We start from the raw sequence: 13,858 nt of genomic DNA, 5'->3' as shown, positions 1-13,858 counted from the left end.
CTGCGATGTTCCTGCACCATGCGGACTGCGCGTTCTTTTACTTCAGGGGAGTATTTGTTTGATTTATTCATGGCTCTATTCTCTCAAGAATTAGAGCCTCCTCAAAACCCGGGGCGATTCAGGCCAGCAGTTGCCCCCTTTTAACCAGCGCTCCTTCTTCAACCAGGATCTCGGCGATCCGGTCATTTCCGTTGAACGGAACTGATGCCTGGCGAAAGTCAATGTTGCCGTAGAGGGTAAGTACGCCGTCCGTAACGGGTCGGTGGCTATACCAAAACGCTCCGCCGCTAGCGACAGCCAGGACAAGAAGAGCGGAAACAAGGAGTTGGGTTTTCTTTTTCATGTGGAGTAACCCCGCTTATCCGGACGGTTTAAGGAACTTCAGCAGGGTATGAAATCTTACGTTTGGTGCAAGGATTTTTTATTTTTGATTATTCTTTCAAGTGGTTATGAAATTGTTGGCTGATGCTGCCGTGCCGTCAATGCGGATTATGCCAAGATTCAATCCATGCAAAGGCAGCATGGCGTTTTCCTGTTATTAACTTCCATGAACGACGATCAATAAGTTCGCACCCAATGTTTCATGCCTGACTTCACCAATCCAATCATCTGCTGATGAAATTCCGGCGCGCAGGTAGCCTTGTTTTGACCCATGTAAATCCATTTTCATGGAACACTATAGAACATGAATGTGTCCAGTCAAGCGGGACAACTCCAAAGTTTAAAATATCCAATGATCATATCTATAATGAGGCAAGGTCAACCCAGTATTTCCTTTTAGCAGATTTCGGTGTTTTCTAATGTACAATACTCAGCATAAGGTTAGGTTATTAGCAGGTGCAGATCCGAATTTTTGCCATGGAAAGATGGAGTTGCAGCGTATCCTTTGGTGGAATTATTTCCTGGCTCATGCAAATCCTGTTTTTATAGGGTTTGGTTTGTGCGCTAGCGCACAGGCGCAACAAGTCAGTCGCAATACTGTGCATTCCGTAGGGGCAGTCTGCCATGCCATCATTCAGCTCAAACGGGAAAACTCATGAGTTAATTCACAGGGGGAGGCTCCAATGAACTGGGATCGTGTCGAAGCTCATTGGAAACAGTTCCAGGGTAATATCTAAAGAGCAGTGGGGCGCAAGTTTACCTGAGCAAAATTAGGTTCATAAAAAAATAGGGGATGGGTGCGGGTACAAGCGTCTATCCGTTTCCGACGTAAAAAAATCCTGATACATTTCCAGGTTCCATCATGAGCGGTTGAGTAAACGAAACAAAAAAATAAGGGTAAAGATAAGTCAGGTGGAATTTTTCATGGCGGTAGAGGTTAAACTATAAAGAGGATGTTAAAAATGAGTACGATACAAAAAATAGCAGTAAATGTTGCGGCAGTTACCCTGCTGTTTGGTCTGGCTGGGTGCTCCGGGATGTCCAAGCAGGATAAGAGTACCGTGATCGGCGCTGGTGTTGGCGCAGCGGGCGGCGCCGTCCTGACCGGGGGCAGCGCTATCGGCACGGTGGGTGGAGCAGTAGTCGGTGGTGTTGTTGGCCATGAGGTCGGAAAAAAATAACCAGTTCTGAAAGTTCAGATTTGATCAATCTCTCCCGTATGGGTTTTCCCCATACCGGGAGCAGGTTGGATGGGGATTACATGTAACCAGTGAACTCTTCTCGTTATTTTCGGCCTTTAAAATGGCAGGGCGGATTCAACCTCTCCTGGCTTTAACCGGTGCTTGTTTAGCCAAAACCTGTCTTATCAATATTTAGATTAGAATAGACCGCGGAACGCTTCTGCACTTGCAGATTAAGTGGCAGCGTCATTTTTGTCAAAATATCTCACTTGAGTTTTTCATGAGCGCTAGCTATGCCGGTTTTCAGGTCATCCCAGATTGTTTCAGCTTTTCCTTTAACCTGCTCCCATGCTTCGCCCCCGGCATTTGCCAGTTCTTCCATTTTTTCAGATGCTGCGCGTTGTTTGGCTCGCAATTCCTGGATTTCCCTGGCGTGCTTCACCTTAATGTCGGCTCCGACGTTTTCCATCTTGGCTTCCAGTAAATCAATCTGGGCACCCCATTCTTTCAGTTGGGCAGCCAATTTTTTCTTATATGCATCTTGAAGTTCCATTTTTTTTCCAATCTGGTCAGTAATCAATTGTTTTCATTTGGCTGGTTTTAGCACCAGGCGATTTTCAATATCCTTTACACCAGCCACTGCGCCAGCCAGGGATTCAGCCCGATCGCTATTTTGCTCAGAATCGACTGATCCGCTCAGTGTCACTACGCCCTTGTCGGTATCAACACTGATTTGCAGCGTTTTTAGCCCGGGCTCGGCAAAAATGGCTGCTTTGACTTTGGCCGTGATTTCGGCATCATTGACGGCGGCGGCGATTTTTTCGGTGGTTTCCCCCATTTTTTCTCCGGCTTCATCAGTTACCGTGTCTATTTTTTTACCGACGCTCTCTGCAGGCCCCGGCTTTTCGCATGCGATGAGTCCCAATGCCAGTAATGTCGAAACACTGATTAATTTTAAATTCTTAACAATATTCATTTTAGTTTCCTTTCATGAAGATCTTCATTTTCCAAAATAAATCAACACACAAACAAACACACAAACGGCCTGCCATAACGAAGTGAGCCAGCTCAGCCCAAGAAACTCTTAACCAGGGCATTCGATCAGCCATCCCATTTGGTTTGTCCAAAAGATGACAACCAAATAGTTGGGTATTAAGTGAGCTGGATTCGCGAACCTGTTCCTCGGTTAGTTTTACATGACTTCTCGACAAATCTGGTAAATCATTCCAGCTGATTCGCCAGTTAGCGCTGGTTATAAAGCACAGCAAAAATAACTTACTTTGCCAGTAATAACCGTATCTTCAATATATTTTCCAGTTTCTGCTTGAGTTCGGGTGGATGTGTAACCAAGGAAAGAAACTAGCACCCATGTACAAAAAAAGTGGTAAAACGCTGAATGGCTATGTTCATGGTAAATACTCATTAAGTGTATACAACATCATGATTAAATTTAACAATGCCTTTTTAAGTCGGGTACGATAGCAACGATGGGACAGCTGCATGTGTCTTCAAAATTTCAGCAGACCCTATTAAAATCTGATCAATCCGATGCCGATTGCAGTTTATACGCATAATTGCTCATATATTCATAATGCTCTGTGCGTTATCGCACATAACAAAATATTTGAATAAAAACTTTAAACGAAATAATATGAAGAATATTCAGGGTGCCACTGCTGATGCCTAATTATGATCCCAGATAAATAAAGTGCGACAGCGCACAGACAGTTATGTTTGTTACGATTAGCTTTCAACCATTAAACCAGGAGGAATCATGAAAACATCACGAACAGTCATCGCAATTTTTATCGGAATGGCAGCCCTGACCAGCGGCTGCGGGAATACGGGTGGCTCACTGTTCCCATCCTCATCCCCGGCATCAACCCAGGCCTCGACGGTATCCGGAATAACTTACGGCAAGATTGACGCAATCGAAAGGACAACCCAGGAAATCGACGGCATCGCCGGTACCGGTGTAGGCACAGGTGCCGTTATTGGTGGCGTCGTGGGCGGCGTTCTTGGACATCAGGTAGGCAGCGGAACCGGACAGGACATCGCGACTGTGGCCGGTGTTGTAGGGGGTGCAATGGCGGGCCACCAGATAGAAAAGAGCAGGAAGCAAGGCCAGGATGGATATCGTATTCGGGTGCGGCTTGACAACGGGCAAGATCAGACCGTGACGCAGGCTACCGTAGGCGATTTGCGCGTCGGTGACCGGGTTCGCATTGAGAACAACACTGTCTATCGCCAGTAATCAGTTCCGGGCATTTCGAAATTCCCTGTTGCCTTCGTTCAAGGAAAGTCACATGAAACCGTATAACATAATTCAGGTTATTGGTGTTTTTTCTGATTGTATTCAACCCGGTAGCCGCTTATAGTGCGGATCCTCCTCCGGCATTCATCCAGGGTTTCGAGACCGATACGTCTGGCTGGTTTCCGCGAGATGATGCGAATGTGGGCCGCGTTCCGTCTGGAGACCAGAGCCTTTCCTATAACAGCGGCACAACCAGCCAGTATGGGGATGGCCCGGTCAACGCGGCCACGGGAAGCTACTTTGGCCGTGTTACATCCGCCGTTTCTGCCTCGGGTGATCCAGCAACAGGCAGCTGCATACTCGAATCCGTTCCAGGAGGGGATGCGCTGCTTTGCACGGGGCCGTTTACCTATTTTGGCATCAAACCGTCCCCTGCAGACCCATATCCTGCCCACCCGTTTCCTCCTGGTGGTTACACGACCCAGGTAGATATTTATCTGGACCAGAATTATGCTGGTCGTCATCAGGATTGCGGGGTGTTCGGGCCTTGTACCCCTCTTTCTGATCCACCTGTTTTAAATCCTGCCTGCGACACAGATCCAAACGGGATTAATTGTGAGGGTTCGCGCTTTAATTGGACGGTAGGGGTCAGCAGACCAGATGCCTCGTTCCTGCAGGATTATGTATTCAGCGTAGGACTGCTCCTAAACATCCTTCACAATTCGATCCCACGAATTCTTATAGCGCTTCAGGCTGGATCATTGCGGCGGGCTACAATTCGTTCCGTTCCGGTGGGGACTACTACAACCCAGGCAAGGAGCCAATGTGCCTCTCTGGATCAGGTTGGTATACGTTCAAGCAAGTATTCAAGGACGTCGGTGGACAGCTTGTGGTGGACTACTTCATCCTGGATTCGAGCGGGGTTCCTGCTCAGTGTACCGACTATCTGGGTGTTCCCGGCCCGTGCCAGTGGACCCGGACGCCGGGACACGCGATTGCAGATGTTGGTTGCCCAAGGTATGGTTGGCTTGCAAATGAAGAAATAAACGATCTGCCTATTGATAATACGAAGTTGTTTGCCAATGGCTGCGGCATTGCATCAGAGGGGCGGATTACCCCAACGAATACAAGCTGCCAGATGTACGCCGACGGTACAGCGAGTACGCTGGAAGAGCTCACCTATACGATGTTAAGGAAGGACCCGGAATCTACAACTTACACATTCAGCACAAACGGTTTCAATTCTGCGGCAATCGATATGATTAAACGGCCTTGATAATTAAATATTTATTCTGTCTTCAGAAAATGCAGGCTGGCCCGGAATTTGGGCCAGCCATTTTTTTAAATTGCTAGGGTTTGGTGGTGACACCATGATATGAGAAGATGGAGCCATGAACCATGCAGTCCATTTTCTTTTGGAACTACGTGAACGTGCCGTTTGCCTGACGCAGGAGAATGGCCTGATCAGTTCCCTTGTCTGGCAAGACCTGTAATCATCACGCTTCTGATTCTACTAGGGATATGTGTTGGCCGATCGTAGATCGTATGTGATCCGGCCTTGGAAAGATTATGGAACCACTTCTCATCTCGACCGGAGTCGTTGCCCTTGCTGAAATCGGCGACAAAACCCAGCTTTTAGCATTCATCCTTGCTGCCCGCTTCAAGAAGCCTGTCCCGATCATCCTGGGCATCCTGGTGGCGACCATTGTGAATCACGGCCTTGCGGGTGCCCTTGGGGCATGGATCACAAGCGCTGTCAGCCCCGAGGTTCTGCGTTGGGTGCTTGGCTTGTCGTTCCTCGGCATGGCGATCTGGACGATGATTCCAGATAAAATCGAGGAGGAGGAAACCCGGGTCGCCAGGCGATTCGGGGTTTTCGGCGCGACGCTGATCACCTTCTTTCTGGCCGAGATGGGCGATAAGACGCAGATTGCCACTGTCGCAATGGCTGTCCACTATACTTCGCCGCTGCTGGTTGTGACTGGCACGACACTGGGTATGCTGATTGCTGACGTGCCTGCCGTATTTGTGGGGGATAAACTGGCAAACAGAATACCGATGCGGCTGGTACACTCCATCGCTGCTGCGATCTTTGCGCTGATGGGAACCGCGACTCTGCTTGGTGCGGGCTCGAAACTCGGTTTCTGATATGACGGGATTATGCTAGACGGCAAATCCAATCGCGGCCCAGCCATGACCAAAACCTCCAAAGCGCTCAGCAAAATTCCAGCCGGGGTATGGGCACTCGGTTTCGTCAGCATGTTGATGGACATTTCTTCGGAGATGATCCACAGTCTTTTACCGCTTTTCATGGTGGGGGTATTGGGAGCCAGCGCCCTAACCGTCGGTCTGATTGAGGGCATGGCCGAGGCGACTGCACTTATCGTCAAGGTGTTTTCCGGTGTCCTGAGCGACTATCTTGGCAAACGCAAGGGACTGGCTGTGCTTGGTTACTCTCTGGGGGCGTTGACCAAACCGCTGTTTGCCATTGCACCGACCATGGGCATCGTGCTGACTGCCCGTTTGCTGGATCGTGTAGGTAAAGGAATTCGTGGTGCACCGCGCGATGCGCTGATCGCTGACATTTCTCCGGCCAAAATTCGCGGAGCGGCATTTGGATTGCGGCAATCTTTAGACACGGTGGGCGCATTCCTTGGTCCTCTGCTGGCGGTCGGTCTGATGCTGCTTTGGGCCAACGATTTCAGGTCGGTGTTCTGGGTTGCTGCGATCCCAGGCTTGCTGGCTGTGGCAGTACTTCTGTTTGGTGTACGTGAGCCTGAACGGCATCAGGATGAAAAGAAGGTCAATCCCATTCGACGTGAAAATATCAGGCGACTCAATGCCTCGTATTGGTGGGTGGTCGGCGTGGGGGCCGTGTTTACACTGGCACGCTTTAGTGAGGCATTTTTAGTCCTGCGTGCAGAGCAAGGCGGCATTCCCCTGGCGCTGGTGCCGTTGGTAATGGTCGCGATGAATCTGGTCTACGCAGCGTCGGCTTACCCATTTGGCAAGATGTCTGACCGCATGAGCCACAAAACGCTTCTGGCATGGGGTCTTGCCGTACTGATCGCTGCCGATCTGGTGTTGGCCACTAGTGACGACTGGACAGCGGTGATCGCGGGCGTGGCACTGTGGGGCATTCATATGGGCATGACTCAAGGGCTGCTGGCGACGATGGTGGCCGATACGGCTCCAGCGGACCTGCGCGGTACCGCGTTTGGCTTGTTTAATCTTGTCAGCGGGTTTGCACTGTTGGTCGCCAGCGTTGTAGCCGGGGTGCTCTGGGATCAGTTGGGCGCTTCGTTCACCTTCTATGCCGGCGCCGTGTTTTGCGTCATTGCATTGATGGCACTAATGAGGAAGGATTGACAGCAGTATGTCCGGCCTGGTTTCCGGTTCATCGTGTGCTGGCATCCAATTCTATAGACCCATGCCATTCGTTAACACTCATCTAGACTTGATCTCACATTCAGCGTGAGACCAAGCTCCTTTGTTTACGGATGCAAAGATAGTGCGTGGGGTTAGGGCATATGTGGTGCAATAGTCGAAGCGTATCGCGCCTGATGACTTATTCCCGTGCTGGATAGATTCCTGCCATGCAGAAAATATAACGGGTATCTCCCACATTCGGCAAATTGGGTAGTGCGAAAGTAGCGTGTCCATCGCCACCGTATTGGTTGCCGATAATCGAAAAGATGACCTCATTTCCCCGGATATTCAACAATTTTCCATCACAAAATGCCCAGTCCTTGGGTGCGTAGGTTCCAGCAAAGAGCTGTATCGTTCCAATATAAGCTTCCATGTTTTTCTCCAGACAGTAGTTAAAAAGGTAAATTTTTTTTTGCAGTAGCGGGTATAGGGTTATTGCTAATTTCAGTGGAAAAATCATACTGGCTGCTGCCGCCGGCGCAGACCGATAGAGTACTGAAGTTGCTCCATCTTTCGATGGTTTTTAAATTCCTGTAGATTGACCTGGAATATCATCCGGATTCAAATGTGAAAAATGAGTAGTGCACAATTAAAATAGAACACTGCAATGACAATTACCAATCCCTATGCCACTGAATCCATCCAGAAACCTTTGCATCGCACTCACGGAAAGCAAGCCTGCTACCCGTTGGAGATCCATTCATGGACTTATTTGCTATTGGTCATTTCTTTCGCCAGTTGATCCCGGATCAACTGCAAATCCTTCTGGCGTTTGGCATCTGCCTTAGGGTAGTTCATTTTAAGGGTTTTAAATGTGTCGAGTATGATCTCTGAGACAATCAGTCGCGCATTTTCCTTGTCATCCGCTGGCACTACATACCACGGGGCTTGTTTCGTACTCGTTGCGCTGAGACACGCCTCATAGGCTTCCATATACCGCCCCCAGAATTTTCTTTCAACGATGTCTGCCTCGCTGAATTTCCAGTTTTTTTCCGGATCGTCAATGCGTTCAATAAAACGTTTTCCCTGTTCTTCTTTGGAAAGATGCAAGAAAAATTTTATGATCTGTGTACCATTGCGGTAGAGATGATTCTCCATGTCCAGGATGGAACGATACCGTTCATGCCAGATGGTTTTCTCGTTGATCCGTTCCTCTGGCAATCCCTGCTTGAGGAGAATTTCTGGATGAACACGGACAACCAACACCTCTTCATAATAGGACCGGTTGAAAATCCCGATACGGCCACGCTCGGGCAAGCATTGCATTGTGCGCCACAAAAAATCATGCTCAAGTTCCGTAGCACTGGGGTGCTTGAAGCTGAACACCTGACAACCCTGCGGATTGATGCCGGACATCACATTCCGGATGGCACCATCTTTTCCGGCTGCATCCATGGCCTGAAAAATCAACAACAAGGAATATCGATTGGATGCATAGAGCAGACCTTGCAACTTGCTTAATTCCGCAACCTGCTCTGCCAGCATCTGGCTGTAATTCTTCTTCGACTGATAAAATGGGTCGACTCGTGTCGGCCATTTTTTCAGATCTACATCCGCTCCCTCCTGAACCTGGAAAACCTTTGATTTTAATTTCATTAATATCCTTTCAGCAGGCATCAAGGTTGCATTTCCTTGCACTGCAAGTAGCAATGAAATGTCAAATATCGCTCAATATTGCCACTTTCAGTGCTTATCTTCAATAAATTTAAAATATAAAATTTAAATCAAACAGGTAGATCCCTATTTGAAAGAAGGCCTGGAAAAGCAGAAAAATCTTTGCGCCCGGCAGCAGATTTGATACCCTGCTAAAGATTGGTATCTGCTTGGTTAACCGGGGGAGCTCCAGCCTGAAGGCGTGGTGCGGATATGCAAGGCTGGGGATGGATCAGCGCAGATGCCGGCCTGGAGGCGACAACCTACCGAAGGAGTGGCACATGATTAACGGTTTTTTACAGTTGCTGATCTTCCAGGCGATTGGGGAGCTGATGAGCAAATTTCTGATTCCATTGATTCCAGGGCCGGTAGCAGGTTTGGTCTTGCTGGTGATGTTCCTGAAGTGGAGGGGAGCGGTACCACAAAAAATCGATCTGGTTGGCGGTGCGATTCTTCAGCATTTGGGATTGCTCTTTATACCCGCATCGGTTGGGGTGGTGATGTTCTTGCCCCTGTTGCAGGAGCATCTGATGGCCGTGTCTATGGCCCTGATTTTAAGTGTTGTAGCCACCATCTGGGTGACAGCGATTGTTCTGAAGTTTTTTGACGCAAATCGCCAGGGAGATGAGCATGCGTCCTGACTTGCCGCCCATTCATGAAATATGGGTCTACCTGGCAGGGTCTCCGTTGTTTGCGCTGGTGTTGACTTTGGCGGCTTACTCGTTCGGGCTTTCGCTTTATGAGCGGACAGGCAAGCACCCGCTAGCCAATCCGGTGCTAATCGCGTTGATACTGATCGCCGGCACGTTGACTGTCGGAGAAATTCCGTACCAGAAATACTTTGAAGGGGCGCAGTTCGTTCACTTTCTGCTTGGCACGGCAACCGTATCGCTGGCAATCCCCATCTACAAGGGATTGTCGTCGCTGCAGGAACGCATGGGAATCCTCCTCATGGCGATGACTGCGGGAGGATTGACCTCGATTGCTGTCGCCGTGGGCGTTCTGCACCTGATGGGCTCGGATGACTCGTTGATGCAGGGAATGGTTGCCAAGTCTGTCACAGCGCCGATCGCGATGGGCATTGCCGAGCGCATTCAGGCTTCTCCCACATTGACTGCCGTTTTCGCGGTAACAACAGGAGTGCTGGGCGCTGTTCTGGGCCGTTTTGTTTTGAATGCCGCCGGAGTGACCGCCTGGTGGCAAAGAGGCTTTGCATTAGGAGTCGCTGCCCATGGGATCGGCACCTCGCGGGCCTTGAGCGTGCATCCTGTGGCGGGTACTTATGCCAGTTTGGGTATGGGCATGCATGGGGTGGTGAGCGCCATTGTTCTGCCGCTAATCTTCCGGGTTATGCTGTGAAGTTTTTTGAGGTCATCCTTACGCTTCATGGGAACGAGGGACGAACGAGAATACGAATGGACTGATTTCGGCAGTATTTCCCCAAAAACCGGGACTTCACCACGATCACACAGAAGGAGATGGATACAGCAATGGAAAGATTGAACAGCCGATCCAGAAAGCGACTTGGGTACCAAACACCTAATCAGGTATTGTACAAGTTAGGTGTTGCACTTCATATTGAATCGGCGTTTGAATTCAATTATTGAGATAAGATTAACTTGTCAATATTGTTAGGGAGTTAAACGTTGAGACCGTTTTCTATAAAGATATTTGTTCCATCCGGAGATCCAGAGGGTATGCGGGTTGTATCTCGTGATGACTGGCCTGGAAAGGCGATCGTTTTTCCTCGTGAGTTGATTGGAGAGGTTAAGGGACGTAAAGAATATCAACAGCCTGGCGTGTATTTGCTGGCAGGCGGTAATAAACTCTATATCGGCGAGGGTGACCCTGTCGGTAGCCGTTTAGAGGATCATGCCAGGAATAAAGGGTTTTGGAAAAAGGCTGTATTTTTTACTGCTGAAGGCGGAAGGCTTAATAAGGCGCATGTGCAACATCTGGAGTCGAGACTTATTGCTCTGGCTCATGAAGCCCAACTTTGTGAATTAATTAATGAAAAAAAGCCAACTACGCCTGCTTTAAGTGAAGAAGAGCAAGCAACAGCTGAGAACTTTCTACTAGAAATTTTGTTAATGCTCCCGTTACTTGGTTTCTGGCAGCTCGACGATGACCATACTGAAGAGTATGAAGAAGAAATTCAGGAAGAGGTGCAGCAACAATTGACTGTGCGCAAGTCTGGTAAACGAGCCGATTTGTATTCTCAACTTCCCCGCAATATATGCTGTTTTCCTTTCATGGCACTGAAGCATTAGAAGCATCAATTGAATTGGTTGAGGGTGGTGTCCTTGTAAAGCAAGGCAGCCAGGCATCCTTAAAGACGAAACCGCATTTTGAAATACATTGCGCTTCATATGCGACTAAACGCCGTGAGCTAATCGAATCTGAAGTGCTGAAGGATGATGGTGTCAGATTTGTATTTAGTCAGGACCAATATTTCGCGTCTACTTCTGCCGCCGCTTCTGTTGTTGCCGGGCAGAATCAAAATGCTGACCATTGGGTGGCTGCCAATGGAGATAATCTTGGTGATTTGCTCCGTGCTATAAGAAACAAGCAAGAAAGAATTCTTTGATTAATACTAAATTGTATTGATTATTTTTGTAATAATATGTAATTTTAAGTTTCGAAGTATTGAAATATAAACTATTAAAATATAATTATAAAAATACCACATCCGTACATTCTATCTACTATCAGAACGATTGAGCTTGCGGGGTTGGCTTCATGTAATGAATAGAGCCTTTCTTTCGAATCGCTGGTTCCTCCTTCCTTGCTGGAGATTCATTTTGTATTGAAAGTCCGGTATTGAGAATGCAAAAAGGCCATCCCGAAAGATGACCTAAGTGCTTGAATCTGGCTCCCCGACCTGGACTCGAACCAGGGACCTGCGGATTAACAGTATTTGGTTTAGATTGTATCGAGGCTTCTATATTTTTCCCAATATTATGATTTTTAGATAAAAATATGGTTATTTTTACCGACTATGGTTCTGCCAAATTCTAGTGTTTTGTGTAATTTTCCGGGCGCAATTACACAGGAATTACACAGTCATTATTATTATTGAATTCAGTCAGCGGACCAACGATATTCAAAGTCTTCTGCTTTCAACAACGTGGCATCAGTCAATTTTTTCTTAATTTCAGCGCCGCCTGGCATCATCAAGAGCGTGCCGAAAGAAGTGCGAATTGCGCCATTGATATTTGCTAAACAGGTCTTTGACTTGATCCAATTTTGAGGGCTAAACACTCTGTTAGCAGGCTGCTGTTCATTGGCCGCAGCGTCTAGCGCCATGTTGAGGCTAATGCCCGCGATCTTCACAATTTCATCCACCATATTTGATTTTAATGCAACTTCGTAGGCTTTGGCTGGGTTTGGTACACGTTCCACTTGATTGTTGGTGATGGAAAAAAACATCGCTATCGCATATAAGTGGTGATATGGGGCATAAGCGCGCATCGCAAGAAGAGTTTCATTCAAATTGAGGGGGTTTTCCACCCCCCACGTTTTGTATACCTGGATCATCCACAAATTGAGTGACAATACATCTTCCGGCGCATAGTCTTTATTCCTGAAAAGCGTTTCGAAATATTTGTCGAATATTTTCGTTTCACCGTATGAAAGGTTGGGTCTTTGTGAATGCCAGGCCACAAGATTTTTTGCAAGCCCTGACAACTCGATCACCTGTTCTTTAGCTCTGTCTGCTGGCGCAGTCTCTCCGCGCTTTGTGATGAAATATCCGTTAGGATATTTGAGTTCATAAGCTTTTTTGATTGCCAAGACACGCTTATCGTTGCTTCTTAAGTCACGCGCTTTTACAGCGCTCTGAGAATTCGTGAAGATTGAGATTTTATCGGCTCGGTCTCTCTGCGGAATCTCGTAGAATCTGATAAGAATGAAGGCATCATCGACTTTTTTAACCGTTGCACTGCATGAAAGTATGGTGTTCAGTGATTGGCAGCCGTTAACGACACTTAGTCCATGCAAGGAAAGTATGTCGTCATTGAGCTCCATCTTGTTGCACAACGCTGTAACGCCATTGTGGAAGAAGAAAAAATCAGATCGTTTGTCACCTGTAATAGTATTTCTGATGCCTTTGTTGACTGCATTGCTTGATCCGAGGCTTTGTCGAACATTTTTCTGGAAAAGGGTTCCATCATTAATACCAGGTAATTTAATGCATTCCTTTAATGGGAGTACTGCAACAATAACTCGTGTCCCGGCAATTTCATGGGACATGAATTTGCTATCGGCTAGGTTCAGTTTGTAATTGATGCTCGGATTATCTGACTCAATTGCATATTCGTAACGCCGCTTAAGTTCGCTGTTATCGATTACATGGATCGTGGCATCAAGACCGTCATTTTCACCTAACTCTGCCAATGCATTTTGAAAAGTTTCCAGATCATGCTGTGCAGATTCCGTCAAATCGCTAGTGGTAATTAGTTCGAACGATACCTCGTAGCCTTCATCCAGCGCATTGGCGAGTTCAGATAGCTTTCTTTGTAGTTTGGTGTTAGCGACGTTTTGTAGTCGAGCCAAGTCCTTTATTTGTATCCATGAAGATAACACCTCACGGAGCGGTTCGGCATCAGTGACGTCACCTTGAATGAACTTACCTTGAATGATACGAATCAGTGAATTGTCATCATCAATAATAATGGCATCAATCTGTTTGTCTCCAGCTCCATCGGTGATGTCATCCCTTGTTTCGTTCATATCACGAAAAAGTACATTACGAAGATACCAAGCAACAAAGCGCTGACCGTCATTGGAAAAATGTTGATTGAAGTAGTCGGTTGCAATTTGCTTTTTAATTAAGGAACCTCTGATTTTTTCACGTAATACTTCGCTAATTTCGAGTCGATATCATGATTCGATACAAATTTCGTAATTCAGACATGCCCGGCGGGACATTGTCTCGCTAGATCAGCCATTCCCTGGCCGT

The 13,858-nt window shown here is 47.6% G+C and carries 15 protein-coding genes and 1 pseudogene; 10 read left to right on the top strand and 6 right to left on the bottom strand.

Annotated features, from left to right (window positions below):
- Positions 1-118 precede the first annotated feature (118 nt).
- Positions 119-343 (bottom strand): HlyD family secretion protein, encoded by a 225-nt coding sequence (locus KJA68_RS05505; RefSeq protein ID WP_213035934.1) that lies wholly within the window; start codon positions 341-343, stop codon positions 119-121.
- A 1,000-nt stretch (positions 344-1,343) separates the two neighbouring features.
- Here KJA68_RS05505 and KJA68_RS05500 point away from each other — a divergent pair.
- Positions 1,344-1,562, top strand: a complete 219-nt coding sequence (locus tag KJA68_RS05500; protein ID WP_213035933.1) for a glycine zipper 2TM domain-containing protein — start codon at positions 1,344-1,346, stop codon at positions 1,560-1,562.
- A 265-nt stretch (positions 1,563-1,827) separates the two neighbouring features.
- On the opposite strand, the gene KJA68_RS05495 is transcribed toward KJA68_RS05500, so the two are convergent.
- Both KJA68_RS05495 and KJA68_RS10850 read right to left on the bottom strand, forming a co-directional pair.
- Complete coding sequence (locus KJA68_RS05495; RefSeq protein WP_213035932.1) at positions 1,828-2,115, bottom strand: sll1863 family stress response protein; 288 nt, start codon at positions 2,113-2,115, stop codon at positions 1,828-1,830.
- A gap of 33 nt (positions 2,116-2,148) precedes the next feature.
- Complete coding sequence (locus KJA68_RS10850) at positions 2,149-2,538, bottom strand: BON domain-containing protein (protein WP_246487081.1); 390 nt, start codon at positions 2,536-2,538, stop codon at positions 2,149-2,151.
- A gap of 798 nt (positions 2,539-3,336) precedes the next feature.
- Here KJA68_RS10850 and KJA68_RS05485 point away from each other — a divergent pair.
- From KJA68_RS05485 to KJA68_RS05470, 4 genes are all read left to right on the top strand, one after another.
- Positions 3,337-3,816 (top strand): outer membrane lipoprotein, encoded by a 480-nt coding sequence (locus tag KJA68_RS05485; RefSeq protein ID WP_213035931.1) that lies wholly within the window; start codon positions 3,337-3,339, stop codon positions 3,814-3,816.
- An 83-nt stretch (positions 3,817-3,899) separates the two neighbouring features.
- Positions 3,900-4,862: a hypothetical protein gene (locus KJA68_RS05480; RefSeq protein ID WP_213035930.1), complete on the top strand. Its 963-nt coding sequence runs from the start codon at positions 3,900-3,902 to the stop codon at positions 4,860-4,862.
- 523 nt (positions 4,863-5,385) lie between these two features.
- On the top strand, positions 5,386-5,964 hold the full coding sequence (locus KJA68_RS05475) for a TMEM165/GDT1 family protein (RefSeq protein ID WP_213035929.1): 579 nt from the start codon (positions 5,386-5,388) through the stop codon (positions 5,962-5,964).
- 12 nt (positions 5,965-5,976) lie between these two features.
- On the top strand, positions 5,977-7,185 hold the full coding sequence (locus KJA68_RS05470; protein WP_246487080.1) for an MFS transporter: 1,209 nt from the start codon (positions 5,977-5,979) through the stop codon (positions 7,183-7,185).
- 199 nt (positions 7,186-7,384) lie between these two features.
- Here the strand turns inward: KJA68_RS05470 and KJA68_RS05465 are convergent, their stop codons facing one another.
- The gene (locus KJA68_RS05465) at positions 7,385-7,618 is read right to left on the bottom strand and encodes a phage tail protein (RefSeq protein WP_213035928.1); all 234 of its coding nucleotides are present in this window, start codon (positions 7,616-7,618) and stop codon (positions 7,385-7,387) included.
- 335 nt (positions 7,619-7,953) lie between these two features.
- Positions 7,954-8,841: an ADP-polyphosphate phosphotransferase gene (locus KJA68_RS05460; protein ID WP_213035927.1), complete on the bottom strand. Its 888-nt coding sequence runs from the start codon at positions 8,839-8,841 to the stop codon at positions 7,954-7,956.
- Positions 8,842-9,179: 338 nt separating this feature from the next.
- Here KJA68_RS05460 and KJA68_RS05455 point away from each other — a divergent pair, with 338 nt between their 5' ends.
- From KJA68_RS05455 to KJA68_RS05440, 5 genes and pseudogenes are all read left to right on the top strand, one after another.
- Positions 9,180-9,539 carry a CidA/LrgA family protein gene (locus KJA68_RS05455; RefSeq protein ID WP_213035926.1) on the top strand — a complete coding sequence of 120 codons (360 nt, stop codon included), beginning with the start codon at positions 9,180-9,182 and terminating at the stop codon, positions 9,537-9,539.
- Positions 9,529-10,257, top strand: coding sequence for an LrgB family protein (locus KJA68_RS05450; protein ID WP_246487079.1), 729 nt, complete (start codon positions 9,529-9,531; stop codon positions 10,255-10,257). The genes KJA68_RS05455 and KJA68_RS05450 overlap by 11 nt, the downstream gene beginning before the upstream one ends.
- A 16-nt stretch (positions 10,258-10,273) precedes the next feature.
- A pseudogene (locus tag KJA68_RS10845) lies at positions 10,274-10,505 on the top strand (transposase); the annotation flags it as partial.
- A 39-nt stretch (positions 10,506-10,544) separates the two neighbouring features.
- Entirely contained in the window at positions 10,545-11,168 is a 624-nt protein-coding gene (locus tag KJA68_RS05445) for a GIY-YIG nuclease family protein (protein ID WP_213035924.1), read from the top strand.
- Positions 11,135-11,485 carry a DUF4357 domain-containing protein gene (locus KJA68_RS05440; RefSeq protein ID WP_213035923.1) on the top strand — a complete coding sequence of 117 codons (351 nt, stop codon included), beginning with the start codon at positions 11,135-11,137 and terminating at the stop codon, positions 11,483-11,485. The genes KJA68_RS05445 and KJA68_RS05440 overlap by 34 nt, the downstream gene beginning before the upstream one ends.
- Positions 11,486-11,979: 494 nt before the next feature.
- Here the strand turns inward: KJA68_RS05440 and KJA68_RS05435 are convergent, their stop codons facing one another.
- Complete coding sequence (locus KJA68_RS05435; protein ID WP_213035922.1) at positions 11,980-13,629, bottom strand: AIPR family protein; 1,650 nt, start codon at positions 13,627-13,629, stop codon at positions 11,980-11,982.
- Positions 13,630-13,858: the final 229 nt, after the last annotated feature.

This window comes from Candidatus Nitrotoga fabula, assembly GCF_905221025.1.
Classification (GTDB): Bacteria; Pseudomonadota; Gammaproteobacteria; order Burkholderiales; family Gallionellaceae; genus Nitrotoga; species Nitrotoga fabula.
Note: the sequence above shows the minus strand (reverse complement) of the source record. Positions and strands in the feature narration are given on the sequence as shown.

What these genes read in the sequence shown, in the direction of transcription:
- KJA68_RS05505 (WP_213035934.1), bottom strand. Translation starts at nt 343, where the DNA reads ATGAAAAAGAAAACCCAACTCCTTGTTTCCGCTCTTCTTGTCCTGGCT.
- KJA68_RS05500 (WP_213035933.1), top strand. Translation starts at nt 1,344, where the DNA reads ATGAGTACGATACAAAAAATAGCAGTAAATGTTGCGGCAGTTACCCTG.
- KJA68_RS05495 (WP_213035932.1), bottom strand. Translation starts at nt 2,115, where the DNA reads ATGGAACTTCAAGATGCATATAAGAAAAAATTGGCTGCCCAACTGAAA.
- KJA68_RS10850 (WP_246487081.1), bottom strand. Translation starts at nt 2,538, where the DNA reads ATGAATATTGTTAAGAATTTAAAATTAATCAGTGTTTCGACATTACTG.
- KJA68_RS05485 (WP_213035931.1), top strand. Translation starts at nt 3,337, where the DNA reads ATGAAAACATCACGAACAGTCATCGCAATTTTTATCGGAATGGCAGCC.
- KJA68_RS05475 (WP_213035929.1), top strand. Translation starts at nt 5,386, where the DNA reads ATGGAACCACTTCTCATCTCGACCGGAGTCGTTGCCCTTGCTGAAATC.
- KJA68_RS05470 (WP_246487080.1), top strand. Translation starts at nt 5,977, where the DNA reads ATGCTAGACGGCAAATCCAATCGCGGCCCAGCCATGACCAAAACCTCC.
- KJA68_RS05465 (WP_213035928.1), bottom strand. Translation starts at nt 7,618, where the DNA reads ATGGAAGCTTATATTGGAACGATACAGCTCTTTGCTGGAACCTACGCA.
- KJA68_RS05460 (WP_213035927.1), bottom strand. Translation starts at nt 8,841, where the DNA reads ATGAAATTAAAATCAAAGGTTTTCCAGGTTCAGGAGGGAGCGGATGTA.
- KJA68_RS05455 (WP_213035926.1), top strand. Translation starts at nt 9,180, where the DNA reads ATGATTAACGGTTTTTTACAGTTGCTGATCTTCCAGGCGATTGGGGAG.
- KJA68_RS05450 (WP_246487079.1), top strand. Translation starts at nt 9,529, where the DNA reads ATGCGTCCTGACTTGCCGCCCATTCATGAAATATGGGTCTACCTGGCA.
- KJA68_RS05440 (WP_213035923.1), top strand. Translation starts at nt 11,135, where the DNA reads ATGCTGTTTTCCTTTCATGGCACTGAAGCATTAGAAGCATCAATTGAA.
- KJA68_RS05435 (WP_213035922.1), bottom strand. Translation starts at nt 13,629, where the DNA reads ATGAACGAAACAAGGGATGACATCACCGATGGAGCTGGAGACAAACAG.